The 26,505-nt window shown below is 66.7% G+C and carries 28 protein-coding genes; 14 read left to right on the forward strand and 14 right to left on the reverse strand.

Annotated elements, in window-relative coordinates:
- Window positions 1–211 precede the first annotated feature (211 nt).
- Window positions 212–769, forward strand: a complete 558-nt coding sequence (locus tag QH168_RS27310; RefSeq protein WP_014353629.1) for a PadR family transcriptional regulator — start codon at window positions 212–214, stop codon at window positions 767–769.
- Window positions 762–1,859 carry an inositol-3-phosphate synthase gene (locus QH168_RS27315; protein WP_280468854.1) on the forward strand — a complete coding sequence of 366 codons (1,098 nt, stop codon included), beginning with the start codon at window positions 762–764 and terminating at the stop codon, window positions 1,857–1,859. Before QH168_RS27310 ends, QH168_RS27315 begins: the two co-directional genes overlap by 8 nt.
- Window positions 1,860–1,928: 69 nt before the next feature.
- On the opposite strand, the gene QH168_RS27320 is transcribed toward QH168_RS27315, so the two are convergent.
- The 6 genes from QH168_RS27320 to QH168_RS27345 form a co-directional block, all read right to left on the reverse strand.
- A complete protein-coding gene (locus QH168_RS27320; protein ID WP_280468855.1) occupies window positions 1,929–2,354 on the reverse strand; it encodes a GyrI-like domain-containing protein in 426 nt (141 codons plus the stop codon).
- Between the two features lie 10 nt (window positions 2,355–2,364).
- Complete coding sequence (locus tag QH168_RS27325) at window positions 2,365–2,823, reverse strand: GyrI-like domain-containing protein (protein ID WP_280468856.1); 459 nt, start codon at window positions 2,821–2,823, stop codon at window positions 2,365–2,367.
- Between the two features lie 271 nt (window positions 2,824–3,094).
- Window positions 3,095–5,416 carry a transglycosylase domain-containing protein gene (locus QH168_RS27330; RefSeq protein ID WP_280468857.1) on the reverse strand — a complete coding sequence of 774 codons (2,322 nt, stop codon included), beginning with the start codon at window positions 5,414–5,416 and terminating at the stop codon, window positions 3,095–3,097.
- Between the two features lie 191 nt (window positions 5,417–5,607).
- Window positions 5,608–6,501 (reverse strand): carbohydrate ABC transporter permease, encoded by an 894-nt coding sequence (locus QH168_RS27335; protein WP_432421177.1) that lies wholly within the window; start codon window positions 6,499–6,501, stop codon window positions 5,608–5,610.
- Entirely contained in the window at window positions 6,498–7,538 is a 1,041-nt protein-coding gene (locus tag QH168_RS27340) for a carbohydrate ABC transporter permease (protein WP_432421178.1), read from the reverse strand. Before QH168_RS27340 ends, QH168_RS27335 begins: the two co-directional genes overlap by 4 nt.
- A gap of 47 nt (window positions 7,539–7,585) precedes the next feature.
- Window positions 7,586–8,881 (reverse strand): ABC transporter substrate-binding protein, encoded by a 1,296-nt coding sequence (locus QH168_RS27345; protein WP_280468859.1) that lies wholly within the window; start codon window positions 8,879–8,881, stop codon window positions 7,586–7,588.
- Between the two features lie 120 nt (window positions 8,882–9,001).
- Here QH168_RS27345 and QH168_RS27350 point away from each other — a divergent pair, with 120 nt between their 5' ends.
- Window positions 9,002–9,850 (forward strand): DUF2786 domain-containing protein, encoded by an 849-nt coding sequence (locus tag QH168_RS27350; protein WP_280468860.1) that lies wholly within the window; start codon window positions 9,002–9,004, stop codon window positions 9,848–9,850.
- Window positions 9,851–9,955: 105 nt separating this feature from the next.
- Window positions 9,956–10,468, forward strand: coding sequence for a TIGR04338 family metallohydrolase (locus QH168_RS27355; protein WP_280468861.1), 513 nt, complete (start codon window positions 9,956–9,958; stop codon window positions 10,466–10,468).
- Between the two features lie 25 nt (window positions 10,469–10,493).
- Here QH168_RS27355 and QH168_RS27360 read toward each other — a convergent pair whose 3' ends face one another.
- Window positions 10,494–11,465, reverse strand: a complete 972-nt coding sequence (locus QH168_RS27360; RefSeq protein ID WP_280468862.1) for an o-succinylbenzoate synthase — start codon at window positions 11,463–11,465, stop codon at window positions 10,494–10,496.
- Between the two features lie 124 nt (window positions 11,466–11,589).
- Between QH168_RS27360 and QH168_RS27365 the strand changes: the two genes are divergently transcribed.
- Window positions 11,590–11,907 carry a hypothetical protein gene (locus QH168_RS27365; RefSeq protein ID WP_280468863.1) on the forward strand — a complete coding sequence of 106 codons (318 nt, stop codon included), beginning with the start codon at window positions 11,590–11,592 and terminating at the stop codon, window positions 11,905–11,907.
- Window positions 11,908–11,942: 35 nt separating this feature from the next.
- Here QH168_RS27365 and QH168_RS27370 read toward each other — a convergent pair whose 3' ends face one another.
- Entirely contained in the window at window positions 11,943–13,040 is a 1,098-nt protein-coding gene (locus QH168_RS27370) for an ABC transporter ATP-binding protein (protein WP_280468864.1), read from the reverse strand.
- A 173-nt stretch (window positions 13,041–13,213) separates the two neighbouring features.
- On the opposite strand from QH168_RS27370, the gene QH168_RS27375 reads away from it, so the two are divergent.
- The 6 genes from QH168_RS27375 (at window position 13,214) to QH168_RS27400 (ending at window position 18,269) form a co-directional block, all read left to right on the forward strand.
- Entirely contained in the window at window positions 13,214–14,008 is a 795-nt protein-coding gene (locus tag QH168_RS27375; protein ID WP_280468865.1) for an LLM class F420-dependent oxidoreductase, read from the forward strand.
- Window positions 14,009–14,184: 176 nt separating this feature from the next.
- On the forward strand, window positions 14,185–15,969 hold the full coding sequence (locus QH168_RS27380) for an ABC transporter substrate-binding protein/permease (RefSeq protein WP_280468866.1): 1,785 nt from the start codon (window positions 14,185–14,187) through the stop codon (window positions 15,967–15,969).
- Complete coding sequence (locus QH168_RS27385; RefSeq protein ID WP_280468867.1) at window positions 15,970–16,695, forward strand: amino acid ABC transporter ATP-binding protein; 726 nt, start codon at window positions 15,970–15,972, stop codon at window positions 16,693–16,695.
- A 228-nt stretch (window positions 16,696–16,923) separates the two neighbouring features.
- Window positions 16,924–17,346, forward strand: a complete 423-nt coding sequence (locus QH168_RS27390) for a hypothetical protein (RefSeq protein ID WP_280468868.1) — start codon at window positions 16,924–16,926, stop codon at window positions 17,344–17,346.
- Window positions 17,347–17,522: 176 nt separating this feature from the next.
- Window positions 17,523–17,819, forward strand: a complete 297-nt coding sequence (locus QH168_RS27395) for a hypothetical protein (protein WP_280468869.1) — start codon at window positions 17,523–17,525, stop codon at window positions 17,817–17,819.
- A 45-nt stretch (window positions 17,820–17,864) separates the two neighbouring features.
- Window positions 17,865–18,269: a nitroreductase family deazaflavin-dependent oxidoreductase gene (locus tag QH168_RS27400; protein WP_280468870.1), complete on the forward strand. Its 405-nt coding sequence runs from the start codon at window positions 17,865–17,867 to the stop codon at window positions 18,267–18,269.
- 13 nt (window positions 18,270–18,282) lie between these two features.
- On the opposite strand, the gene QH168_RS27405 is transcribed toward QH168_RS27400, so the two are convergent.
- From QH168_RS27405 to QH168_RS27420, 4 genes are all read right to left on the reverse strand, one after another.
- Window positions 18,283–19,290, reverse strand: coding sequence for a hypothetical protein (locus tag QH168_RS27405; RefSeq protein WP_280468872.1), 1,008 nt, complete (start codon window positions 19,288–19,290; stop codon window positions 18,283–18,285).
- 91 nt (window positions 19,291–19,381) lie between these two features.
- On the reverse strand, window positions 19,382–19,741 hold the full coding sequence (locus QH168_RS27410) for a hypothetical protein (RefSeq protein WP_280468874.1): 360 nt from the start codon (window positions 19,739–19,741) through the stop codon (window positions 19,382–19,384).
- Between the two features lie 88 nt (window positions 19,742–19,829).
- The gene (locus QH168_RS27415) at window positions 19,830–21,035 is read right to left on the reverse strand and encodes an MFS transporter (protein WP_280468875.1); all 1,206 of its coding nucleotides are present in this window, start codon (window positions 21,033–21,035) and stop codon (window positions 19,830–19,832) included.
- A gap of 236 nt (window positions 21,036–21,271) precedes the next feature.
- Window positions 21,272–22,504: a helix-turn-helix domain-containing protein gene (locus QH168_RS27420; protein WP_280468876.1), complete on the reverse strand. Its 1,233-nt coding sequence runs from the start codon at window positions 22,502–22,504 to the stop codon at window positions 21,272–21,274.
- A 184-nt stretch (window positions 22,505–22,688) separates the two neighbouring features.
- Here QH168_RS27420 and QH168_RS27425 point away from each other — a divergent pair, with 184 nt between their 5' ends.
- The 3 genes from QH168_RS27425 (at window position 22,689) to QH168_RS27435 (ending at window position 25,288) form a co-directional block, all read left to right on the forward strand.
- Window positions 22,689–22,961 carry a hypothetical protein gene (locus tag QH168_RS27425; protein ID WP_280468877.1) on the forward strand — a complete coding sequence of 91 codons (273 nt, stop codon included), beginning with the start codon at window positions 22,689–22,691 and terminating at the stop codon, window positions 22,959–22,961.
- Window positions 22,958–23,101, forward strand: a complete 144-nt coding sequence (locus QH168_RS27430; protein ID WP_280468878.1) for a hypothetical protein — start codon at window positions 22,958–22,960, stop codon at window positions 23,099–23,101. Before QH168_RS27425 ends, QH168_RS27430 begins: the two co-directional genes overlap by 4 nt.
- 141 nt (window positions 23,102–23,242) lie before the next feature.
- Window positions 23,243–25,288, forward strand: coding sequence for a PhoX family protein (locus tag QH168_RS27435; RefSeq protein ID WP_280468879.1), 2,046 nt, complete (start codon window positions 23,243–23,245; stop codon window positions 25,286–25,288).
- A gap of 16 nt (window positions 25,289–25,304) precedes the next feature.
- Here the strand turns inward: QH168_RS27435 and QH168_RS27440 are convergent, their stop codons facing one another.
- On the reverse strand, window positions 25,305–26,051 hold the full coding sequence (locus QH168_RS27440; RefSeq protein WP_280468881.1) for a glycoside hydrolase family 25 protein: 747 nt from the start codon (window positions 26,049–26,051) through the stop codon (window positions 25,305–25,307).
- 66 nt (window positions 26,052–26,117) lie between these two features.
- A complete protein-coding gene (locus QH168_RS27445; protein ID WP_432421179.1) occupies window positions 26,118–26,474 on the reverse strand; it encodes a hypothetical protein in 357 nt (118 codons plus the stop codon).
- Window positions 26,475–26,505: the final 31 nt, after the last annotated feature.

Here is a 26,505-nt window from a genome sequence, read left to right on the forward strand (position 1 = left end):
TATCGACGTACCGGCGCGCGGTTGCACTGGGTGACTACCGCTGGAATCCAGCGGCCATCACGCCACCGCCGTTCGCTGCTCGCCAGCCGACGCTCTCACCTGCCCGAATGCGTCATACATCACGTAGAACTATGCGTGGTTATATCGCTCCGATATAGTTGGTAGTCGCATCCATCGGTTAGGTCTGCACACAGTCAGGGGGTGAAGCCCGATGCTCGAACTCGCAATCCTCGGGCTGCTCCTCGAATCGCCCATGCACGGTTACGAGCTGCGTAAACGGCTGACGGGCCTGCTCGGCGCGTTTCGGGCCTTCTCCTACGGGTCGCTCTATCCGACACTGCGTCGAATGCAGGCGGATGGGTTGCTCGCGGAGGAGATCCCGGCCGGTGCGACCACACGTCGCGCCCGGCGGGTCTACCAGCTGACTCCGGCCGGGCGGGAGCGCTTCAACGAGCTCCTGGCCGACACCGGACCGCAGAACTACACCGACGACGGCTTCGGCGTTCATCTCGCCTTCTTCAGCCGCACCCCCGCGGAAGCGCGGATGCGGATCCTCGAGGGCAGGCGGCGTCAGGTCGAGGAGCGCCGAGAGGGGCTTAGGGAAGCGATCAAGAAGGCGAGTGGCTCGCTGGATCGCTACACCCGCCAGCTCCATCAACTCGGACTCGAATCAAGCGAGCGCGAAGTGCGCTGGCTCAACGAGTTGATTGCGGCGGAGCAATCGACGAAGGCGGCACCACAGAAAGAGGGAAATACCGGCCATGAGTGATGTCAAAGCTGCTGAGAGCGCAACCGAGGTTCGCGTCGCCATCGTAGGTGTGGGCAACTGCGCATCCTCGCTGGTCCAGGGCGTTCAGTACTACAAGGACGCGGACGAGACCGCGACCGTTCCCGGTCTGATGCACGTCAAGTTCGGCCGCTATCACGTGCGCGATGTGAAGTTCGTCGCCGCATTCGACGTCGACGCCAAGAAGGTCGGCTTCGACCTGTCCGAGGCGATCTTCGCCAGCGAGAACAACACCATCAAGATCTCCGACGTACCGCCCAGCGACGTCGTGGTGCAGCGCGGCCCGACCCTCGACGGCATCGGCAAGTACTACGCCGAGACCATCGAGGTCTCCGAAGCCGAGCCGGTCGACGTGGTCAAGGCACTGAAGGACGCGAAGGTCGACGTCCTGGTCTCCTACCTGCCCGTCGGCTCCGAAGAGGCCGACAAGTTCTACGCGCAGTGCGCCATCGACGCGGGCGTCGCCTTCGTCAACGCGCTGCCGGTGTTCATCGCCTCCGACCCGGAATGGGCCGACAAGTTCACCAAGGCCGGTGTGCCGATCGTCGGTGACGACATCAAGAGCCAGGTCGGCGCCACCATCACCCACCGGGTGATGGCCAAGCTGTTCGAGGACCGCGGTGTGCAGCTCGACCGCACCATGCAGCTCAATGTCGGCGGCAACATGGACTTCAAGAACATGCTCGAGCGTGAGCGTCTGGAGTCGAAGAAGATCTCCAAGACCCAGGCCGTCACCAGCAACCTGAAGAAGGAACTGGGCGCCAACGATGTGCACATCGGCCCGTCCGATCACGTCGGCTGGCTCGACGACCGCAAATGGGCCTATGTGCGCCTCGAGGGCCGTGCCTTCGGTGACGTGCCGCTGAACCTGGAGTACAAGCTCGAGGTGTGGGACTCGCCGAACTCGGCGGGCATCATCATCGACGCGGTGCGCGCGGCCAAGATCGCCAAGGACCGCGGCATCGGCGGACCCGTCATCCCGGCCTCGGCCTACCTGATGAAGTCCCCGCCGCAGCAGCTGGCCGACGATGTGGCCCGCACCCAGCTGGAAGCGTTCATCATCGAAGCCTGATCCTGCGGGTCGAGACAAACAAGAAGCCGGTCGGAGGGATTCCTCCGACCGGCTTCTCTGTGGCCGCGCTCAGTCGAGGGAGACGTAGACCTCCACCGAGGTCGGGCCGGTGTAGCGCTCGATCTCGGCGGCGTGGGAGCGGGTGATGGTGCCGGCGCTCTCGGCTTTGCGTACCTGCGCCCATGCGGTGCGTAGCAGGTCGTAGGGCTTGTCGGAGACGACGAACTTGGCGAACCGGCCGCCGGGCACGCGGGTCACCACATCGCCGGCGTCCATGTCGTCCATCGACCCCACCTCGTAGCCGAGTACGGCGACGGCGTGATCGTTCTGGCCGATATAGGCCGCGACCCGTGGCACGTTCTTCTCCCTGACCAGGTATCGGTCCCAGGTGAAGTTCACCAGGTCGAGGTCGCGGGCGGCGACCTCGCGTCCGGCCAGCGGGACGGTGAGTCCGGCGACCAGGCTTTCGTCGAGGGTGACTATTTCGAAGTCCACAGCGTCGTTCCTACCCGTCCACCGAATCGTCTGCCAGCGCCACGAAGACCTCGACCGTCCGGTTGTCGGGGTAGCGCTCGAAATCGCCTGTGTAGGAACGTTCCAGCCGACCGGCGGCCTCGGCGTCCCAGATCGCGCGCCATACCGTGACGACCGTATCGCCGAGGTCGTCGCCGCTGAGGACGAACCGGGCGAACTTGCCCGCGGGGATGCGCGCGAGCACGTCACCGGGTAGCAGGTCGTCGAGGGTGCGGCATTTGTAGCCGACGATATGGGTCAGATACGAGTTGATCTCGGGTGCGTGGTCGACGAACGCGCTCGCCGGCGGGCCGGGCAGCGCCCGCGCCAGATTGCGCTTCCACGCTTCCTCGACCTTGGTGCGCCGCGGCCCCTCCACAGCCAATGCCGGGCTGCGGAGCACGGTTCCCGCCACCAATGTCTCTTGGCGGTCAACGACATTGAAATCCACCGGCGTAGCCCCTATTTCTCGTCTGTCGTTCAGTTGGCGGCACGCGCCGGGCCCTCCGCTCGTGCCGCGGTGTTCGTTCGGCGGCGCTCCCCGGCTACTGCGTGGGCACGCAGGCTACCGCCTGTGGGCCGCTGTTCGCACCGCTGTCGTGTCGCTCGTTCGCTCATCCTTCCGCATCGTGCCAGCGGCGTCGGCGTCGGCCCGTCGCCGCCGCCGCGGTCACGCTCTCACCCTGGCAAACGATGCTGCCATGCCGAGCGTTCCCCCGGTGTCATCCCGGCACCGGAATCACGATTCCTGGCAGGATCTCCACCTGTCGCGGCGGCGGTGGGGGCGGCGGCGGTGGCGGCTGCGGCGGGAAGATGACGATCGGTTCCTCCGGTTCCGGCGCCGGCTGCTGCGGCGCAGGGGGAATGAAGATCTCCGGGCCGCGCGGCTGCTCACCGGGCGGCGGATTGAGGATGTCGTAGGGCCCGCCGGACTGCTGCTGTGGCGGCCCGGCCGGGATGATCGGCAGCCCGGAACCGCCCTCCGGTACCGGGAAACTCTCGGCCGCAGTGCCGTCCAGTGCGCCGTCCATGGTCTGTTTCCAGATATCGGAGGGCAGCCCCGATCCGTAGATGCGACCGCCACCGGCCGAACGGATCGGCTGGGAATGCTCGGTCCCCACCCAGACCGCCGTCGACAGCGACGGAGTGAAGCCGACCATCCAGGCGTCCTTGTTCTCACCGGTGTCGCCGAGCTGGGTGGTGCCGGTCTTGGCGGCCGATGGCCGGCCGTCGAGGGCATGTCCGTTGGAGTAGGCCGCGATGGGCAGCATGGCCTGGGTGGTGCGATCGGCGATGGCGTTGGGGAAGCGCTGTTCGCCGGGCGGCAGCTGCTGGCCGACCTGATGTTCCGGTGCGCCGCGGTCGAGCAGGACGCGGCCGGTGCCGGTCACCACCCGCTGCACGAAATAGGGCTGGTGATACATACCGGACGCCGCGATCGTCGCGTACGCCGAGGCCATATCGATCGGGCGCACCTGGTACACACCGAGCACGATCGACGGTGCGGGCGGTCCACCGTTCTCACTCAGCGACAGGCCCGCCACACCGGGAATCTGCTCCGGGATGCCCGCCTGGTGCGCGGCGTCGGCGATCGCCTGCGGTCCGTTGAACATCGACTGGGTGAGCCGGTAGAAGCTGGTATTGAGCGAACGTTTGAACGCTTCGGACAGCGAACAGGTGCCGCAGGATTCGTTCTCCACATTGCGCACCAGCACATCGTTGACCTGCACCGGTGAACTGTCGAACTGCTTGGCCATCGAGATGCCCTGGCGTTGGGCGGCCAGTACGGCGAAGGTCTTGAACGCCGAACCCGTCTGCACCGGCGCCTGCGCGAAATCGAATCCGACACCATCGGCCCCGCCGTAGTAGGCCCGCACCGCACCGGATCGCGGATCGATCGACACCACCGCGGTGCGCAGATCCGGCGGCTGACCTTCCATCGCGTCCTGCGCCGCCGCGACCGCCGCCTGCTGTGCCTTCGGCTCGATGGTCGTGGTGATCTGGAGCGCGCCGGTGTTCAGCTCGTGTTCGGAGATACCGGAGGCGAGCAGTTCGCGCAGCACCTGGGTGCGGATCAGGCCTTCGGGGCCGCGGGCGGCGCCGTCGTCGGCGACCTCGGCGATCGGGATGATCTGCGGGAAGGTCGCCGTCTCGCGGTCGGTGCGGTTGAGCACCCCCATCTCGACCATGCCGTCGAGCACGTACTTCCAGCGCGCCTTCAGGTCCTCGAGGTGGGTTTCCGGGTCGAGGATCGACGGCGAGCGCACCAGCGCGGCGAGCACGGCGCCTTCGGCCAGGGTCAGTTCGGGGACCGGCTTGTTGAAATAGGCCTTCGCCGCCGCCGCGATACCGTAGGCGCCGCGACCGTAGTAGATGGTGTTGAGGTAGGCGGCGAGGATGTCGTCCTTACTCCATTCCCGCGCCATCTTCGCGGCGATCACCAGCTCACGCATCTTCCTGGTGACCGTGCGCTCGGAACCGAGGAAGGCGTTCTTCACATACTGCTGGGTGATGGTCGAACCGCCACCCGCGTTCTCCTTGCCGAGCAAGTTGTCGCGCGCGGCCCGCAGGAAGCCGGGGATCGAATAGCCGGGGTTGGTGTAGAAATTGCGGTCCTCGGCCGAGATCACCGCATTGCGCACCGGTACCGGCACCTCCGCGAGTGGGACCGGGGTGCGGTTGCCTTCGGGTGGGACGACTTTCGCGATCACCGTGGTGCCGTCGGCGGCCACGATGGTGGCGATCTGGTTGGTGCGCATCGCCGCGGGTGAGGGGATCTCCGCACTCCAGTAGAACAGCGCCATCAGCAGCGCTGGCACCGCGATGAAGATGACGAACAGGGCGAGGATCAGTCTGCGGATGCGTTTGCCGCGACCGGAACGGGGCCGGTCGGCATCGGGTTCGCCATCCCTTCCGGTACGGCCGCCGCCCTCGTCGGACTTGCCGACGCGCGGGTTGAATCCGCTGATCGAGGCATACTCCGGCTCCGGGGATCGGCCGCGGGTAGTGCGCGGTCGCCGGTCACGAAACGAGCTCACGATCATCTCCTCCCGGAGCGTCGGTAAAACTCAGAGACCCCACCGTCTGATGACAGCGTCGCCGAACTCCACCCGCCCGGGGACCGGAAACGGGCACAGACTTACCTCGCCAAGCATAGCTGGACGGTAACTAGCCGAGGGTTTGCTGTGCCGCGACCGCGCCGGTGCCGCCATCGGGGGATCGGCGCCGCCCGGACTCAGCTCTTGACGCCGCCCGCGGTGAGACCGGAGATGATGCGCCGCTGGAACAGCAGCACCATGATCACCAGCGGAATCGTCACCAGCGTGCCCGCCGCCATGATCGAGGCGTACGGCTGGACCAGCGGATTGTTACCGGAGAACCCGGCGATCGCGACCGTGACGGGTTTGGTCGACTCGCTGGAGAGCAGCCGGGCCAGCAGGTACTCGTTGACGGCCGCGATGAACGCCAGGATCGCGGTCGTGAACACCGCCGGTGCCGCCAGCGGCAGCATGACCAGCCGGAACGCCTGCATCTTGGTGGCGCCGTCGATGCGGGCCGCCTCCTCGAGTTCCCATGGCAGCTCGGCGAAGAACGCGGCGAGGATGTAGACCGTCATCGGCAGCACGAAGGAGATGTTCGGGATGATCATCGCCTGGTACTTGCCGATCCAGCCCAGATCGGTGAACAGCTGGAACAGCGGCGTGACCAGCACGACCACCGGGAACATCGACGCGCTCAGGATCAGCCCGGACACCAGGTACTTACCGCGGAAGGTCAGCCGCGCCAGCGCGTACGCCGCCAGCACGCCGAGCACCAACGCGATGACCGTGGTGATCGAACCGATGATGACACTGTTGATCATCGCCTTGCCGAAGTCGTTACCGCGACTGGTGTCGAACACATCGCGGAAGTTCTCCAGCGTCACATGCGTCGGCCACGGCGTGTTCTCGAAGGTGTAGCGCGGATCGCGGAACGCGGTGACCGCCATCCAATAGAACGGGCCGAGCCCCCACACCAGCACGATCAGCGCGCCCACGTACAGCCGGGCCGAGCCGAGCCTGCGCGTCCACGGCACATTCCCGGTGACGTTCGCGGCGGGCTTCTCTTTCGTCGTCGTCGCGGCCATCATGCCTTCCGCTGCTCTTCCTGGGTGCGGACCGCATTCGCGCCCAACACCTTCACCAGCACGAACGCCACCGCGAAGATCATCAGGAAGGTGATCGTCGACAGTGCGGCGGCACTGTTGGGACCTTGTCGGACCTGCTCGACCACCAGCATCGAGATGGTGCGGGTGGCGGGGTTGTCGGCGGTCATGATCGCGGGCAGGTCGTACATGCGCAGCGCATCCATGGTGCGGAACAGCACCGCGACCAGCAGTGCGGGCTTGAGCAGCGGCAGCGTGATGTGCACGAAGCGCTGCCAGGCCGAGGCGCCGTCGACCCGCGCGGCCTCGTAGACGTCGTTCGGGATCACTTGCAGACCGGCCAGCAGCAGCAGCGCCATGAACGGCGTCGTCTTCCACACATCGGCCGCGATCACCGCGAACCGGGCGGGCCATTCGTCGGAGGTCCACAGGATGCCGGTACCGAGCACGCGGTTGACGACACCGTCGTACTGGAACATGAACTCCCACAGCCGCGCCGTCACCGCGGTGGGGATCGCCCACGGGATGAGCACGGCCGCACGCAGCAGCGCCCGGCCCTTGAAGGTCTTACCCATCACCACGGCCATGGCGAGGCCGAGGATCACCTCGAGTGACACGGTGACCACGGTCAGGAACAGCGTGACGCCCACCGCGAGCCAGAACTGCGAACCCAGATTGCCGGTCGGGCAGTCGACGGTGCCGGTCGCGGTCTCGCACTGCTGGAACAGCCAATGCGTGTAGTTGGACAGTCCGGCGCTGCCACCTTCGATGAACATCCCGGTTTCGGGATCGATACCGCCGGAATCCTGTTGGAACGACATCCACAGCGCCCGGAACACCGGGTAGCCGATGACGACGGCGAGCGCGATCAGCACCGGCGCGACGAACATCCACGCCTTGCCCGACAGCCGCAGCTCATCGGCGATTACCGCGCCGAAGCCGCGCTTCTTACGCGGTGGTTCGCCCGCATCGTCCGTGCGCCGCCGTTGCACGGCCGTACCCGTTCCCGAAGGATCCGACACCGTTTACCTCTCCTGTTTCGGCTGGTCGGGTCCGTCCGAACGTCCCGCTAACCGGCCGCCTCGATGCCTTTTTGCATGCCGATGATCGCATCGTCCACGGTCTTCTCGCGCTTCAGGGCGGCGAAGGCATTGTCCCGGATGGCCTTCGACACCGCCGGGTAGAACGGGGTCACCGGCCGCGGCACCGCATTGGAGATCGAATCCTTGAGTGCGGGCAGGTACGGCATCTTGGCGATCAGGGCCGGATCGTCGTACATCGATTCGCGCACCGAGGGCAGCGCACCGGAGGCGACGATGTGCTGGGCGTCCTCACTGATCAGGAAGCGGAGGAAGTCGAGCGCGGTGGCCTTGTTCTTGGAGAAGGCGCTGATCGCGGCGTTGTAGCCGCCGAGGGTGGAGGCGCCGATTCCGGTCTCACCCGGCAGCGGGGCGACGGCGAAGCGGTCCTTCACGGCCGAGGATTCCGATCCGGCGTCACCGTAGGTGGACGGCCAGGAGCGCAGGAACATCAGCTTGCCCTGGGTGAACGCGGCGCCGCTCTCGGTCTCGGTGAAGGTGATCGCCTCCTCCGGGATGTCACCGCGATCGTAGGCCTCGACCAGCTTGCCGAGACCCGCGCGCGCCTGCGGACTGTCCACGGTCGGGGTCTTGCCGTCGGCGCCGACGAAGGTGCCGCCGTAGGCGTTGATCACCTCGGCGGTGTTCACCGTCAGGCCCTCGTAGTTCTTGAGCTGACCGGCATAGCAGCCGATGTTGTTGTCCCGTGCGATATTGCACATGCCGAGCATCTCGTCCCAGGTCTTGGGCGGGTTCGGCACCAGGTCGGAGCGGTAGAACAGCAGACCGCCGTTGGTGTTGCGCGGTGCGGCGTAGAGCGTGTTGTTGTAGGTGGCGCTGGCGACGGTCGGCGGCAGCAGCGCCGAGGTGTCGATGGCGAAGGAATCCTTCAGCGGCTGGATCCAGCCCTTGGCCGCGAACTCCGCGGTCCACGGCACGTCCATCGCGAAGACGTCGTAGTCGGCGGACTTGGAGCGCATGTGCTCGACCAGGTCGTCGTACTGCTGGGAGGCGTCGTTGGACTGTTCCTTGTAGGTCACCTGCTCATCCGGGTGGGCCGCGTTCCACCGGTCGATGAGCTGTTTGACGACACCCGTCTCGGTGGTGTCCTTGCCCTCGACGTAGGTGATGGGCCCGCGTCCGGTGAGGTTCTCACTGGTCGGGTTGCCGCCGTTGTCGCTCGTGCACGCGGTGGCGAAGGTCGCGGTCAGCAGTGCGGCCGAGGCCACGGCGAGCGCGGCGCGTGGCACCAGTGCGGCACGTAGGGACACCTTCTTCAAAGCCATCGCGGAAACTCCAAGGTCGAGACGTGAGCGGCAGCACACCCGGCGGTGCACCTGGCAACATACCTGTTGATCATCCGACGCGCCCGACCGTGTCGGTCGGTGTGCCTAGGCTGGACGGCGATGACTGCCGCCAATCCCGCCCCCGATCGGATGCTCACCCGCATCGGCGGGTTGCTGCGCAAGGCCGAATCGACCGATAACGAACACGAGGCCGAGGCGTTCCTCGCCGCGGCGCAGCGTCTGGCCACCCGCTCTTCGATCGATCTGGCGGTGGCGCGTGCCCATGTGGCCGGTCGCGAGCGCAGGCCGCCGCCGATCCAGCGGATCATCCCGATCGGCGAGCCGGGGCGTAAAGGTCTGCGGACCTATGTGCAGCTGTTCGTCGCGATCGCCGCCGCCAACGATGTGCGCTGCGATGTGGCGCGTACGTCCACCCAGGTCTACGCCTACGGTTTCGACTCCGATATCGATACCTGCGAGGCGCTGTACACGAGCCTGCTCGTGCAGATGGTGCGGGCCTCGGACCAGTACATCAAATCGGGTTCCTACCGGTCGGCGACGGTGGAGAAGATCGTCGTCGAGGTGCGCGGCGGGCGTCGGGTGCGCCGTCGCGTGCAGGCGCCGGTCGCCGCGGTGACGGCGCGGCTGAACTTCCAGATGGCGTTCGCGGCGCGGATCGGCAAACGGCTGTCGGAGGTGAAATCGGAGGTGGAGACCCAGGCCCGTGCGGAGCCGGGCGCCGCCGCGACCGGAACCGCCCTCGCCCTGCGGAACAAGGAGGTCGAGCTGACCGACTTCTATACCCGCACCTCCGAGGCCCGCGGCACCTGGCGCGGACCGCAGGCATCGACGGGCTACGCCCCCGCCGCGCGAACCGCAGGCGATCGAGCCGGGCGGGCTGCCCGCCTCGGCACCGCACCCGAACTCCCCGCACCGCGCACCCGTCTCACCACACGCCGAGCCAACTGACCATGGCCCCCGAACCCGCCTGCGCGAGGCGCACCAGCGTACGCGCTTCTCGACGGATGCCTCGCGCCTGGGCATCGGCGGTGTCCGTGTGGGTGTGATGCCGCGATGACCGTGCGGGACAGCCAGCGCGCGAAGGTCTACGACGCAGAACAGTTGGTGCGTGGTGCGTTCGATCGGGCCGACGAGTTCGGTCACCGCACCGTGGAGGTATTCGGTTCGCAGATCACCTTGCCGGTGGAGCGGCGGTTCGCCTCGGTGGAGTCGGTGCAGCGCTACTGCGATCGGGTACTGGCGTTGAACTGGGTTGCGGCGCAGTGGGGCCGGGCGAGTACGCCGGTGCGGGTCCGTGCGCGGGCCGGGACCACCGCCGCGCATTACGAATCCGAGGGCGCGGTGCTCGCCGTCCCGCTGCACACCGGGGCGAGGGCATGGGCGCTCCGGGAATTGGTGGTGCTGCACGAGCTGACCCACCATCTCGAACCGGATCCGGGTGAACATGCACCGCACGGCCCGGAATTCTGCACTCGCTACGTCGAATTGGTCGACGGTGTGATCGGCCCCGAAGCGGCGCTGCTCCTACGCGCCACCATGATCGGCTGCGGAGTCGGCTTCGGCTGACCGGCGGCCTGTCGCTCGACGCGGCCTAGGGTCGGCCGAGCAGGGCGTGGACGCGGTCGAAGCGTTCACGCCACCACGCCGTCCGAGCAGGATCGGGATACCGGTAACGCTCCAGCAGATCCGGATCGGGCGCGGGTGGTGTGCGCGGTACGGACAGGTACCCGTCCACCGGGAGCAGCGGTTCGGCCACCACATCGCCTTCGAACAGCGCCACTGTGCCGAGCCCGCAGGCGAAGTCGAGTGCGGGGAGGGCGGCGGCAAGGGCGAGCTGGGCGGACAGCCCGACGCTGGTTTCCAACGCGGACGACACCACACAGGGCAGTCCGGCGGCCTCCGCGACCTCGAGCGCGCGGCGCACTCCGCCCAGCGGTGTGCATTTCAGGACCGCGATATCGGCGGCCCCGGCGACGGCCACCCGAAGCGGATCCTCGGCGCGGCGGATGGATTCGTCGGCGGCGATCCGCACCTGAACACGCCGCCGGACCGCCGCCAGCTCCTCGATCGTGCGGCAGGGCTGCTCGACGTACTCCAAACCACCTGCGGCCCGGTCTATCTCGGTGATGTGGCGGACCGCCGTGTCGACATCCCACAGCGCGTTGGCATCCACGCGCACCGCGCCGTCCGGCCCGAGCGCATCGCGTACCGCCTCCACCCTGGCCAGGTCCTCCGGCAGCGAATCCGGATGGTCGGCCACCTTCACCTTGGCCGTGCGGCACCCCGACCCCGCGACGATGGCATGCGCGCGTTCCGGCCCGACCGCTGGCACCGTGCAGTTCACCGGTATCCGATCCCGCACCGGCTCCGGCCGATCCACGGTGACCTGCTCGACGGCGGTGGCCAGCCAGTGCGCGGCCTCCCGATCGTCGTATTCGGGAAACGGGCAGAACTCACCCCAGCCCAGCGGCCCGCGCACCAGCATTCCCTCGCGGACGGTGATGCCACGGAACCGGGTGCGCATGGGCACCGCGTAGACGGCGACAGCCTCGACATCGCTCACCGTCAGCAGCGTAGCCCGCCCCACGTTCGTCGGTCGTCGGTCGTCGGTCGTCGGTCGAGCATGCCTCCTGGCCGGACCCGCCATCGCGATTGCCGTTGTCCGCCCGCCACCGCACACTCGACATGTGCGGTGGCGACTGCGGGATCTCGCACGCGCGATACCCGCGACCCTGATCGCGGCCGGGTTCGGCTGGGTGGCAGTGCATTTGCTGGACTGGTATCAGCTGACCGGCCGCGATCTCGCGCGTCCACACGACCTGACCGCCGCCTATGTGGTTGCTGCCACGGGTTTCGTACTGGCGGTCGGCGCGGTGGTCGCGACCCTGGTCGGCGCCATCAGGGCGCGGCGGGTGATCGGTTGGGCACCCTTGATCGGCGTGCCGTTGTTCGTCGGAGCCTGGGTGTGCGGGTTCCTGGTCGCGATCTTTACCGCGCCGACCTGAACGCGCCGTCGGGCCGGGATCCGAGGGTACAGCGCTCAGTTCAACCGGCGCCCGTCGTCGGCCGAGAAGAAATAGGTGTGGTCGGGATCGGCGGTGAGCCGCACTCGTGCACCCTTCGCCGGCGGATTACGCCAATCCGCGCGCGCGACAATCGTTTCCCCGGCGTCATCGGCGACGGTGCGGCCGTAGATGTAGGCGTCGGAGCCGAGTTCCTCGACGACGTCGACCTCCATCTCGATCCCCACGCCACCCTTGACCAGCCCGGACGATTCGCCGCCGATCTCCAGATGCTCCGGCCGCACACCGACGACCACCGAACCGTTGCTCGCATCCGCCACCGAACGCGGCAGCGCCAGCTCGTGCCCGCCGAGCGCCACCGAGCCGTCGGAGACCGGGAGCGTGAACAGGTTCATCGCGGGCGAACCCATGAACCCGGCGACGAACACGTTCGCCGGATCGCGGTACAGATCGCGCGGCGAGGCGCACTGCTGCAAGAGGCCGTCGCGCAGTACCGCCACCCGATCACCCATGGTCATGGCCTCGACCTGATCATGGGTGACGTACACGGTGGTGGTGCCGAGCCGGCGCTGCAACTGCGCGATCTGGGTGCGGGTCTGCACCCGCAGTTTGGCGTCGAGGTTGGACAGCGGTTCGTCCATGAGGAACACCTGCGGTTGGCGCACGATGGCCCGCCCCATCGCCACGCGCTGGCGCTGACCACCGGAGAGCGCCTTGGGCTTGCGGTCCAGATAAGGCTCCAGATCCAGCAGCTTCGCCGCCTCCAGCACCCGCTGCTTGGTCTCCGTCTTGCCGACCTTGGCCAGCTTGAGCGCGAAGCCCATATTCTCGGCGACCGTCATATGCGGGTAGAGCGCGTAGTTCTGGAACACCATCGCGATATCGCGTTCCTTCGGCTCGGCGTGCGTCACATCCTTGTCGCCGATCAGAATCCGCCCGCCGTTGACCTCCTCCAGCCCGGCCAGCATCCGCAGCGAGGTGGATTTCCCACACCCCGACGGCCCAACCAGCACCAGGAACTCACCATCGGCGATCTCCAGATTCAACTGGTCGACAGCCGCTTTACCGGCACCCGGATACAACCGGGTGGCATGGTCGAAGGTCACCGTAGCCACGGCAGATCACTTCCCTTCACCGGCAGGAACGTGCCGGACGATCCGAGTAGAGGGTTCCGGCGGATCCTACGTGGACCGCTCGGAGCGTGCGCGATCGGCGGAAGTAGGTGGTTTCACCACGACCGGCGGTAGCCTCGACTGCGGAATCTGCCCAGCGACGAGGAGTCAATGCGATGAATCGACCGGTTCGTGTGGGAATGCAGTTGCAGCCGCAGCATGCGTCCGAGTACGCGCTGATTCGGGATGCGGTGCGGCGGGCCGAGGACGCGGGCGTCGATATCGTCTTCAACTGGGACCATTTCTATCCGCTCACCGGAGATCCGGACGGTGCGCATTTCGAATGCTGGACCATGCTCGGCGCCTTCGCCGAGCAGACCGAGCGGGTCGAGATCGGTGCGCTGGTCACCGGGGGCGGTTACCGGAATCCCGATCTGCTGGCGGATATGGCCAGGACCGTCGACCACATCAGCGGTGGCAGGCTGATCCTCGGGATCGGCGCGGGCTGGTTCGAACGTGATTACACCGAGTACGGCTACGAGTTCGGTACCGCGGGCACTCGGCTGGACAAGCTGAAGGGTGCGCTGGCCCGGATCGACGCCAGGTTGGCGACATTGAATCCGCAGCCCGTCCGCGATATCCCGATGCTGATCGGCGGTGGCGGTGAACGCAAGACGCTGCGGTTGGTCGCCGAGCACGCCGATATCTGGCACAGCTTCGGCGACCTGGGGGTGTTCACCCGTAAGAGCGGTATCCTCGGTGAGCACTGCGCGGCCGCGGGTACCGATCCGGCTCGCATCGAGCGTTCGGTGAGCTGGCCGGGCGCGAGTCGGGCACCGGAATTCCTCGCGGCCGGTGCGACGCTGTTCACCGTCGGCGTCAGCGGGCCCGACTACGACCTGAGCCGGGTGGTGGACGCGATCAACTGGCGCGATGAGATCAACCCGGAGCCGGTCAGCGGTATCGCCTGATCGCATGCGGGCGCGGGCGGTAACCGTGCGGTGTCCGTGGCCCGGCATCGGATTTCTCGCGGTGGTGGTGGAAAGCCGGTGGGAGCAGGACGACGTGGTGGTCGTTGGCGTCCTCGGGTTCGGCGCGCACCGGTAGCGGCCGGTTAACCCACGGTCGAGGGATAGGGTGTTCACCCATGGTTGGTCTGCTCGCTGTGCGGTCTCGTGCGTTGATCGCCGTGATACTGCTCGCCGTCGTCGCGTTGGCGACGGCCTGCGGTGACGGCTCCTCGGCCCGAGACCTGTGTGCCCCGCCCGGGGTGGAGGCCGCGTCCCCCGCGCCGACGAATCTGGCCTCACCGACGCGGGCGGGTGTCGACCGGTTCACCACGCCGACGACCGTTCCGCTGGAGTCCATCGATATCAGCAAGCTCGGCCTGCTCACCCCAGGCAAGCTCAGCGTCGGCACCCTGTCGGACGCGCCGCCGAGCATCTGTGTGAACGCCGCGGGCGCGTTCACCGGTTTCGACAATGAACTGCTGCGCGCGGTGGCCGCGAAACTCGGCCTGCAAGTGGAGTTCTCCGGCACCGAATTCGCCGGTCTGCTCGCACAGGTCGGCGGCGGCCGCTTCGATGTCGGCTCCTCCAATATCACCACCACCGATGAGCGCAGGCGGATGGTGGACTTCACCAACGGCTACGACTTCGGGTACTTCTCGCTGGTCGTCCGCAATGGCAGCCCGATCGGCGGGTTCGCCGACCTCGGCCCGGACAGCCGGGTGGCCGTGGTGCAGGGCACGGTGCAGGACGAGTACGTCGTCAACCAATTGGGCTTGGATCCGGTGAAATTCCCGGACTACAACACCGCCTACGCGAACGTGAAGACCGGCCAGGTTGATGCCTGGGTGGCGCCGTCGGCGCAGGCCGAGGGCGCGATCGCACCGGGTGACGGCACCACGATCATCGAGAATTCGTTCAGTCTCGACAATTTCGCGGCCTGGGCGGTCGGCAAGAACAAGCAGCCGCTGGTCGACGCCCTCAACAGCGGTCTGGACGCGGTGATCGCCGACGGCACCTACGCCCGGCTCTACAGCGACTGGGTGCCGCGTGAACTCCCGCCGGGGTGGAAGCCGGGATCGAAAGCCGCTCCCACACCAGAACTTCCGGATTTCGCCGCCATTGCCGCCGAACGCGGACCCGCCGAACAGGCGCAGGACGAACCGAAATCCACGCTGCAACAGCTGCGTGACACCTTCTTCGACTGGTCGCTGTATCGCCAGGCATTTCCCGATCTGTTCAAGACCGGTCTGCCCAATACCCTGATCCTCGCACTGGTTTCGGGCATCCTCGGCACCGTGCTCGGCATGCTGCTCGCCGTGGCCGGCATATCGCGGTCGCGCTGGCTGCGCTGGCCCGCCCGCGTCTACACCGATATCTTCCGTGGTCTGCCCGCGGTGGTGATCATCCTGTTGATCGGGCTCGGCATCGGTCCGGTGGTGGGTGATCTGACCGGCAACAACCCGTACTGGCTCGGTGCGGTGGCGTTGGCGCTGCTGGCCTCGGCCTATATCGGGGAGATCTTCCGCTCCGGTATCCAATCGGTCGAACCCGGTCAGCTCGAGGCGGCGCGCGCCATCGGCTTCGGTTATCGCCAGTCGATGACGCTGGTGGTGATCCCGCAGGGTGTGCGGCGGGTGCTGCCCGCGCTGATGAACCAGTTCATCGCGCTGATCAAGGATTCCTCGCTGATCTACTTCCTCGGCCTGCTCGCCTCCCAGCGTGAGCTGTTCGCCGTCGGCCGCGATCTGAACGCGCAGACCGGTAACCTGTCGCCGCTGGTCGCGGCCGGTCTGGTGTATCTGCTGCTGACCATCCCGCTCACCCACCTGGTGAACTACATCGACCGGCGCATGCGCACCGGCCGTCCTGATCAGCCCATCGACCCGGCCGATCAGGCCGCGATCACAGAAGGGCGTGGGTAGATGAGTGCATCGCTCACCGGTACCGGCCTGCGGCTGCGGCTCGGTCACAACGAGATCCTGCGCGGGGTGGACATCCACGTCGACGCCGGGAAGACCACCACCGTCATCGGACCGTCCGGTTCCGGTAAATCCACCTTGCTGCGGGTGCTGAACCGGCTGCACGAACCCGATGCGGGCGACATCCTGCTCGACGGGACATCGGTGCTCACCGAAGACCCGGACAAGCTGCGTCAGCGCATCGGCATGGTGTTCCAGCATTTCAACCTGTTCCCGCACAAGACCGTCGCCGATAATGTCGCGCTCGGCCCACGCAAACTGCGCGGACTGTCCAAGGAGCAGGCGCGGGCGCTGGCCATCGAGCAGCTCGAGGTGGTCGGCCTGGCCGGTAAGGCCGATTCCCGGCCGTCCAATCTGTCCGGCGGTCAGCAGCAGCGGGTGGCGATCGCGCGGGCGTTGGCCATGAAACCGGAGATCATGTTCTTCGACGAGGCCACCTCGGCACTGGACCCGGAACTGGTCAAGGGCATACTCGCGCTGATGACCGATCTGGCGTCGGGCGGAATGTCGATGGTCGTCGTCACCCACGAAATGGGTTTCGCGCGAAGCGTTTCCGACAGCGTGGTGTTCATGGACGCCGGTCAGGTGGTGGAGACCGGCACCCCGGACGCCCTGTTCGACAACGCGGAAACCCCACGCCTGCGCCGCTTCCTCGACCAGGTGCTCTAGACGGTGATCCGACGTGATGGGTGAAGCTATTGACCATGGTCGCAACCATTACCTCGACTTCGCGACGCTGCTGAGTGGCGGTGTCATCCGCTACTCATTCTCACAGTTGGGGATTCCTGTACGTTGAAATCGCCGGTCGTGTGCACGGTCATGATCGGCGGATTCCGGTGTGTTCAGGGGTGCCCGGGGTAAAGAGACTTCGGGGGTAAGTGCCTGCTCGTTCGTGATGTGGGGCATCCGAACCTGCTCGCGCCGGATCATGATCCGGTTCGCAGCATGAAAGGAAATATGTTCTCAGCAATTCGAGTGTCGACAGCCCTGGCTGCGGGTGTACTCGCCACCCTCGCTCTCGCACCGTCGGCGCAGGCATATCCGGTCGGCCCCTGGGGTATCGAAGGGCCATGTAGGGGCCAATCTCCCGCCGAATGCAATTTCATACCCTCGCCCGATGGTATCGAGTGGAAGTCGTACTCGGAGGCGTCCCTCAGTACGGGGCAGGCGCTTCAAACGAACGTTTACGACAAGACCGGCGCGCTTGCCTGCGTCAACCACATCGGCGCCCCGCCCACCTTCAAGATGTGCCCGCAGATAGCGTCGCTGATCCGCGCACTGCCGCCGATGCCCATCGGCCCCTCGACCGGCAGCAGCTGATCGACCGGCGCGCAATGACGGACGGGTGAGTTCGCCCTTCTCCCGCCGCCGAGATCGAAATGAGGGAGAAGGGTGATCCACCCGCCCGCCCGCCGCTACTCTGCATTCATGCGCACTTGGTAATGTGTGAAGTGCTCTTCAGTTCCACCTGACCGCGTGAGGAAAGAAGGATTCTGATGACCACAGCGCATGCTCAGCACACCGAGCACGAGCACAACCACGGCCCGACCTGCGGTCATGTCGCCGTACCGCATGGCGACCATGTCGATTACGTCCACGACGGGCATCTGCATCGCGAACACGAGGGTCACTACGACGAATGTGAGCCCTCCGCCCACACCGAACACACCAAACACGACCATGTCCACGGTGAGGGCTGCGGTCATGTCGCGGTCCCGCACGGCGACCACGTCGACTACATCCACGACGGTCACCGTCATGCGCCGCACGACGGGCACTACGACGAACACTGAGCGCCGTCGCCGACCCGATATCGACCCGAACCACGGAGGTGGATCGTGGACCTCGCGCAGGTGAACCGAGACGCCATCGCGAAGTTCCGGGCCGGGGAGGATCCCGAGGGAATGCATCGGGATCGGCTGGTCCTGTTGACGACGATCGGCAGGCGCACCGGACAGCCGTACACCACCCCGATGATGTTCCACCGGGACGGTGACCGGCTGCTGGTGATGGCCTCCAATATCGGCGCGCCCCGGCACCCCGACTGGTATCAGAACCTGGTCCGCAACCCGGCGGTCGTCGTCGAAGTGGGCGACGAGACCTACGACGCACGAGCCGTGCCCTTGGCGGGAGACGAGCGCGAGCGCATCTGGACGATGTTGAAGCAGACCTACCCCTGGTTCGCCGACCACGAGCAGAAGACCGATCGCGTCATTCCGGTGGTGGCGCTGACGAGGGTGTGAACCGCCGCGGCTACTAGTCGTCCTTGTGCCGGAGTTCGACGTACATGTCCAACGAGAAGCTCTCGAGGGCGAGGGGATTGCCCGAGCAGGACAGCAACAGCAGATCGTTGTCGATATCGACGTGACGCAGGTACGCGACGGTGGCGGTGGCCGCCCTGCGGGCCTCATCGGGTGTCGCGTTCCATCGGCGGACAGCCGTTCCGTCACCGTCGTCGACGAAGCCGTGGGTGGTGAGGTAGGTGTCGACGGCGTCGGTTCGGTGAATACGCAACCGGATCTCCGTCGGGTTCGATTCGACGACGGGGCGTAGATGGGCCGACGATCCGCCGCCGTGGAATTCGAGGCGCAGATCGTCCGGGCCGCGGCCCAATGCGCGCATGGCCAGGGACACGCTGCACAGCAGATCGGTGAGCATCCCACGCAGCTGTTTCGGTGTGTCGGCGCGCCACCGCTCGTATCCCGGATAGCCCGCGCCCGACCAGAGGTGGGAGAACTCGTAGTCGTCCGCCCCGGACATCGCCAGATCGTTCTCGTCGATGAGTTCGATCTCGTCCTCGTCGAGTCGTTCCATGTACTCGTGGGGGTTGTCCCACCAGTACACCTTCTGTGCTTCGTTGGCCTCGGCCGAGCCGAGGTGGAGCCGCAACGTCGCCCCTTCGCGCGGCAGCTGGAGCGTGCGCAGCGCCGGGCCGTCCTCCCATACGACGTCGAGGCCACGCAGGCCGCAGTACCAGCTCGGTGTTCCCCATTCCGCAATCGTGAGATCGAGGTAATGGCGGAACTGTTCGGGCGCGATCGTCGCGATGGGGATGCTCGATTCCACGCTGGTGAAGTCGATGTGCGGACCGTAGTGCTCGAACATCCGGCCGGCGGATTCGACACCGGGGATCTCCACCGATCCGTGGTCGGTCGCCGTCCACCCCAGCTGGCGATAGGCGTCATCGACCTCGTTCTGGGTGAACGAGCCGAACGGCGCGGCCCGCAGTTCGGTGAGCAGTTGGGTGAAACGGGCATCGGTCATCGTGTGCACATCCGCGGAGGTTAGCGGTCGGCACCGACGGCGGCCACCACGCCACCGTGCGGAACCGGCCCCTCCCCGCCGACCCGTCGGGTCAGAAGCGGGTGAAACCGGTCAGCAATGGCCGAATCGTCGGCTCGCCCGCCGGGCCGGAACGCAGACCCGCCAGCACCTCTTCCGACATCTCGCCGAAGGTCTCGAACGATTGCACGGTGCAATGCGCCATCACCTCCTGGATGTAGGGGTCCGACAGCTTCCAATGCGCCAGCACCGCTTCGGAATCCGGGTAGAGCTGGAAGCTGTGCGCGAGTCCACGCTCCTCGTCCAGGAAGACCTGCACCATCAGCTGGGGTCCGTGCTCCTCGACGAATTCGACCGCCCGGCGCACCGCCGCCGAGAACTCCTCCAGGTGGCCGTCGGTGATCCGCATGGTGTTGTGAAACAGGATGCTCATACGGCCATGGTCGAATATCAACTGCCCTCGAGGTCAAGGCGGGGTGGCGATACCTCGACACCGGCCGTGCCGGACGCTCCGGCGATGCTCAGGCCCTGGCGGCCGAAGTACGAGAGGTGACTGCCGCGATCGTGGCGGCGATTCCGATGGCGCCCGCGGCGATCACGGCCGTGGCCGCCCAGCCGAACCATTCGACGGCCGCCGCGCCGCATGCGGTGCCGAGGCTGCCACCTATGAAGTACACCAGCATGTAGGCGCTGTTGAAGCGGGCGGGAGCGGATGGGTCGATGGCGAGAACCGTGCTCTGGTTCGCCACCTGAGCGGCGAAGAGTCCGGCGTCGAAGAGCGCGAGGCAGACCAGGACCACGACGATGTTCGAGAGGGTGAGACCGGCGACCACGATGGCGGCACCGGCCAGCGCCAGACCCGCCAGGATGACGCGTGGCGCGCCGATCCGGTCGGTCCAAACACCGGCGACCTGCGTCGCCGGAATACCCGCGAGTCCCGCCAGGGCGTACAGGCCGATCTGTTCGGCGGAGTACGAGAACGGTGGCGCCGAGAGCGCGACCGCGAGCCCGGCCCACACCGCACAGAAGGCGAAGAACCACAGCGCGCCGGATACCGCCGCGATTCGCAGCGTCGCATGCCGCACGAACAGTCCGGGCAGCGAGCGCAGCGTCTCGAGATAGCGGAGTTCGACCGTGCCCCCGGTTTTCGGCAGCGTCATCAGGCAGCACCCCGCCGCGACCAGGCAAGCGCCGGCGAATACCAGAAGCATTCCACGCCAGCCGATCTCATCGGACAACCACCCGCCGACGATCCGCCCCGCGAGGATCCCGGCCGAGATCCCAGCGGTGACGATGCCGAGGACCGTGGCCCGCTGACGTGCCGGCGCGAGCCGTCCCGCCAACGAGCTGAGACTCGCGCCCACCGCCGAACATGCCCCGATCACCCCGATCAACAACCCCAACTGCCACGCCCGCCCAGCCGCGGCGCTCACCGCCAACGCCGCCGCCAACGCCCCGAACTGGATCGCGAGAATCCGTCCGGGCGGGAACCGGTCGACCAGCGGAACAAGCAAGCCCAGACCGATCAGATACCCGACCGGCCCGCACGCGAGCGAAAACCCGACCCCGGCGATCGACGAATGCACCGCCCCCGCCACATCCGCGATCGCCGGTTGCAGCGGATAAGTAGCGGACGTCCCGAGCGCGGCAGCAAGCGCCATGAACAGCACAACCGACCCACGCAACCGCTGGTCATCACGTACTTCGTCGACAAGATGAGCATTCACAACGCCCGACATTAAGAACCACCCCCACCCGAAGCTGGCGGATTCTCGCCACCACCGTCCTCACCACCCCCCTGAACCCAAGTCGACGTTTGGCGCAGCCAGGTGCCACTCGACGGCGACCAAGGGGGCGTGGAGCGTGGCGGCGGGTCGTATTTGCGGGCGAGCGGCGGCTGTCGGTGGTGGTGTCTGCCTCCTCGGAGCTGTCCGAGGCAACCCGTGCGCGATCGGGGCGGGCCCTATGCGGGTATGAGCCCTACCTGGCGGCAGAGGTCGTTGACGTCGTTTCTCATGCCCGAGGGCGGATTTCGCATGAGCAGGTGCAGGATGTCGCGGGCGTGGCCGTTGTACTTGATCGTCTCCGGTGCGGTGCGGGCCGATTTGTCCAGTAGAGCCAGCGCGGCCACTGGTTCGTCGCGCTGGTGGTGGGCGCGAGCGACCTCGATGAAATGGCGGCTCCGACGGGGGATCGAGGCGATCTGGTCCGCGTCGAATCCGCGCGCCGCTCGAAGCGCCTCGCCGGAGCGGCGCAGTTCGACACCGAGGGTCGTCGCGTGGGCCTCCATCACCGGAATCGAGAACGATGTCTGGACGTGCCGGTAGTTCGGGCCGAGTCGCCGGGCGATGGTCGCCGCGTCTTCCCAGTACGACCAGGCCTCGCCATGGCGGCCGCGGCGGGCGTGCACGTAGGCGATCTCGGCCTGTAGTGCACCCGCTACGCCGCGCCAGTCGTCGACGGTGTGCTCGCGATCGAGGTAGGGCGTGAGCTGTTCGTTCGCTGTCCTGGCGACCGCTATGGCTTCTTCCCATCGCCCCGCATCCCGCAGCGCCTGCGTCATAGCCCATGCACCGCAAGCAATTACATAGGGATCGTCGGCCTCGTACCCCTCGGACATGGCACGGTCTGCTACCAGCCAGACGAGTTCGGGCGCTGGTTGGTAGGCGACGTAGAAGTCCGCCAGCTGATAGACCCCGGCCAGCACCCGCCGCGCCGCGCGGCGGTCCGCATCACCGGCGCGCACCGCCCCCTGAGCGTCCCTGATCAGTGCGGGCAACAGTATGCCCAGCTGGGTCCGATGGTCCGGGCTCGAGTGCCGGATGTCCCACGCCTGCCGCAGCCGCTCCTCGAGGTGAATGACGGGGGCGGGGCGCACTGTGGTCGTCAACCGATAGGAGGTCAGCGCCGCTTGTACTGCCGTCAGCGCGGCGTGCCGTTCACCGGCGAACACCGCGACCGGCACTGCGTGACCATTTCCGGTCAGCTCGGCCAGATCGGCCAGCTCGAGCGCATGCGCGATCCGCAGCAGCATCGGCAGCCGTGGTGGTTGCAGGCGACCGTTCTCGACGGCCTTCAGCCATTCGGTGGACCGACCGACCAGACCTGTGAGAACCGGTCTCGACATGCCCGCCCGCTCCCGCAGACGTTTGATACGCGATCCGATCGGAGCTTCCTCGACAGGGTTGATCCCCACGGCATCCCTTCCGCTGCTGACCCTTTTTCCCAGCGTAGCCCCGGGTACCGGTGGCGGAGGTACGAAACGTACCCGTCGCCGGCGCGCGACCTCCCTGCTCTCGCAGAACCTCCGACGCCAGGTGCGTGCCGCAATGGTCCTGGCGTCGGATGGCACCCGAATACCAACTACCGCAGGGGGTTCGATGTCCGATTATATTGCCGCTTTCGCAGTTGCCGGCTCGATCGCTGTGTTATTGCTCGACTTGATCTACGTGCTCCCCTACACCTTCGGTGAGGACGAACCGCCGATCACCCCGCGGGCACCGCGCATGTCGGCGCGCACGGCGCACAGCACCATGCAGGTGCATCGGCGGTGCAGCATCGAGGATTGCCCGCATAAGCGTGGTGCGTACAAAACCCTGGTCGCGGTGGGTGCGATCACGCCGGACCTGCGTGCCGAACGGTTCATGCGGTGAGCGAGCCGGAGGACGACACTTGTGGGTGGGTGCAGTGGGACGACGGCACCTGGTCGGCGGTCGATGAATACGGAATGCCCGGCGAGCGGCGGACGCTCGAACGGATTCTCCAGGTTTGGGAAGGTGGTGGGGCGGTGTGATCGATACTTGTCGGCGGTGATTTCGCCCAGCGCAATCGGGTAACTGAGGGTTGCCTAATTCGATCGGCGTTCATCTTGTCGTCTTCTTCGACTCGCCCTCGTGGTCTACCGTGCGGCCGTCAGCTTGATCCAGGAGGCACCGTGAGCTTCACCCCACTCGCCCTGTTCGTGCAGCACGACGGCCGATCGTCGCGCTCCGCGGTTACCTGTGCCTACAAGTGCGGTAACGCGTGCTTCCATGAGGTGCCCAACAAATCCGCGGGCGAATACTTCGGTGACATCGTCGCCTCGATGTCGCGGCGCGGGGTGCTGAAGGGCGGGGCGGCCGCGGTGCTCGCGGTGGGTGCGGGCAGTTTGCTCGCCGCTTGCGGTGATGACGGTGCCGGGGCGGTGTCGAACGGTGCGTCGGGCGCGGGGACCGGGTTCACGCCGGTGGCGCCGAATCAGCAGGACGCCGTGGTCGTACCCGAGGGATACGAACAGGGTGTGGTGATCCGCTGGGGCGATCCGATCTTCGAGGACGCACCGCAGTTCGATTTCGACAGGCAGACCGCCGCCGCGCAGGCCAGGCAGTTCGGCTACAACAACGATTTCGCCGCGCTGCTGCCCATCGAGGGGCAGGCCGATCGCTATCTGCTGGTGGTCAATCACGAATACACCACCGAGCCGTTCATGTTCAAAGGCTTCAACGGCGACACCATGACCCCCGAACAGTTCGGCATCGCCATTGCCGCGCACGGGCTTTCGGTCGTCGAGGTCACGGGCGAGGCCGGTTCCGGCAAGCTGGTCCCTGCCTTCGGCAAGTACAACCGACGCATCACCGCCGACACCGAATTCCGGCTCACCGGTCCGGCCGCGGGTAGCGATTTCGTCAAAACCTCCGCCGACCCGACCGGTACCAAGGTCGCGGGCACCTTCGCCAACTGTGCTGGCGGTGTAACCCCTTGGGGCACAGTGCTTTCCGGTGAGGAAAACTTCAACGGCTACTTCGTGGGCAAGCTCGCCGATCCGGTGGCTGCCGAGCGGGCCGAACGCTACGGAGTCGGCGAGGTGGATGCCCCGCATTTCTGGGAGAAGTTCGACAAGCGCTTCGATGTGGCGCAGGAACCGAACGAGTCCAACCGGTTCGGCTATGTGGTGGAGATCGATCCGTGGGATCCGGCCTCCACACCGGTCAAGCATTCCGCGCTGGGACGCAATAAGCACGAATCGGCCAATATCCACGTCACCGAGGACGGCACCGTGGTCGCTTACAGCGGCGACGACGAGCGTTTCGAATACATGTACAAGTTCGTGTCCACGCGCAAGATCCAGCCCGGCACCGGCGCCGCGAGCCGCCGCCACAATATGACCATCCTCGACGCGGGCACCCTCTACGTCGCCAAGCTCACCGGCGACCACCCCGATCGCATCGACGGCTCCGGCAATGTGCCCTCCGACCAGGGGTTCACCGGTAAGGGGCGGTGGATTCCGATCCTGGAGGCCGCCGAGGACGGCAGTGCGAAATCACTCGTCGACGGTATGTCCGCGCAGGAAGTCGCGGTCTTCACTCGGCTGGCGGGCGATAAGGTCGGCGCCACCAAGATGGACCGCCCGGAGGACTTCGAGGCCAACCCGAAGACCGGCAAGGTCTACGTCGCGTTGACCAACAACACCAAGCGCGGTGAGGACGGCAAGGCGGGCGTCGATGAGGCGAACCCGCGCATCAAGAACAAGAACGGTCAGGTCCTCGAGATCGTCGACGACCACAAGGGCACCGATTTCACCTGGTCGCTGCTGCTGGTCTGCGGCGATCCGGCGGCGGCCGACACCTACTACGGCGGGTTCGATAAGACGAAGGTCAGCCCGATCTCCTGCCCCGACAATGTCGCCTTCGATCCGTACGGCAACCTGTGGATCTCCACCGACGGCAATGCGCTGGGCTCCAACGACGGGCTGTTCGCGGTGACGCTGGAGGGTGAGCGGCGCGGTGAGACCAAACAGTTCCTCACCGTGCCCGCGGGCGGTGAGACCTGCGGTCCGGTGGTCACCGAGCAGCGGGTCCTCGTCTGTGTCCAGCATCCGGGCGAAGCGGATGGCGCCTCCGCCGACGCGCCGGTATCGCATTGGCCCGACGGCGGCGCCGCGCAGCCGCGGCCGTCGGTGGTCGCGGTGTGGAAGGCCGACGGCGGACGTATCGGGATGTGATCGGGATCCGCCGGGCTCAGCTGCTGCCGAACAGCCCGGCCATATTCGCGAACCGCGCGAAATTGCCTTGGGCGCCGCTGTAGACGTTCACATCGGTGCCACCGGCGATTCCGGGGACGGACCCGCTGTCGGTGGTCTGCCAGAACGTCCACGCGGGCCAACCGCCTGGCACCTCCGGCTGTGGATTGCCGCGATAGTCGGCGATCCACAGTGGGTATCGGTGGAACTGATTACTGTCGGCCATCGCGGTGCGCCAGAACGTGGGATAGGTGTAGATGATCGGCACCCGGCCGGTCAGCGCCTGGACGGTGTTGAGGTAGCGATGCGTCCAGTCGATCAGCGCGGCCGGGGGCAGCCCGCCGGAATCCTCCAGATCGAGCACCGGCGGGAGATCCAGCGGTCCGTTCTGCCCGAGCACCACCGCCGCGTACATCGCCGCCTGCGGTTCCGGCGGCAGATTCGGCCGCGCGTAGTGGTAGGTCCCCCGAGCCACCCCGGCCGCGCGCATGAGCACGCTGTCGGGCACGAAGTACGGGTTGATGTAGCTGAGCCCCTCGGTCGCCTTCACCATCGCGAAGTCGTGCCCCGCCCGCTTCACCGCGAACCAGTCGATCATCCGCCCGTCGATGTGCTGCCACGACGACACATCGGGCCCGGTCTGCTCGGCATTCGCCGTCGCGGGCAGCGTCGCCGTGAGGATGCCGCCGACGGTGACGGCGGACAACGCAAGCTTGCAGGTCGCTCTCCATCGGGTGCTGTCCATGCCGTCCGACGATAGCCATCCGATGTCACTGTGACCAGTGTTACATCTGATGCTTTTGCCAACTGTTCACCGGGAGGGTTCACAGCGACCTGGAAGCAGACGCGGTACCGCACGCACGTAGATCACCATGCCGACGACTTCGACGAGCGTCTGCGCGACCACGACCACGGCCGCGATCGCCAGCTCATCGGGTAGCGCGAGAGCCAGCGGCAGCACGACCAGGGAGTTGCGTGTCGCGCCGGTGAAGACGATCGCCCGGCTGTCGGCGACATCGAGCCGGAACAGTCGCGCCACAGCCAGCCCGGCGAAGGCCATGACCACCAGGAACAGCACCGGCACCTGCAAGAACGTCACATACAGCAGCGCCGCCAGCGCCGGATTGATCGCAGTTCGAGCCCCGGACCCAGTCCTGGCGCCATCCATCCGATGACCGCTCCGAACCCGATCGCCGCGA

Origin of the sequence: Nocardia cyriacigeorgica, from assembly GCF_029868385.1 — a bacterium.
Taxonomy (GTDB): domain Bacteria; phylum Actinomycetota; class Actinomycetes; order Mycobacteriales; family Mycobacteriaceae; genus Nocardia; species Nocardia cyriacigeorgica_F.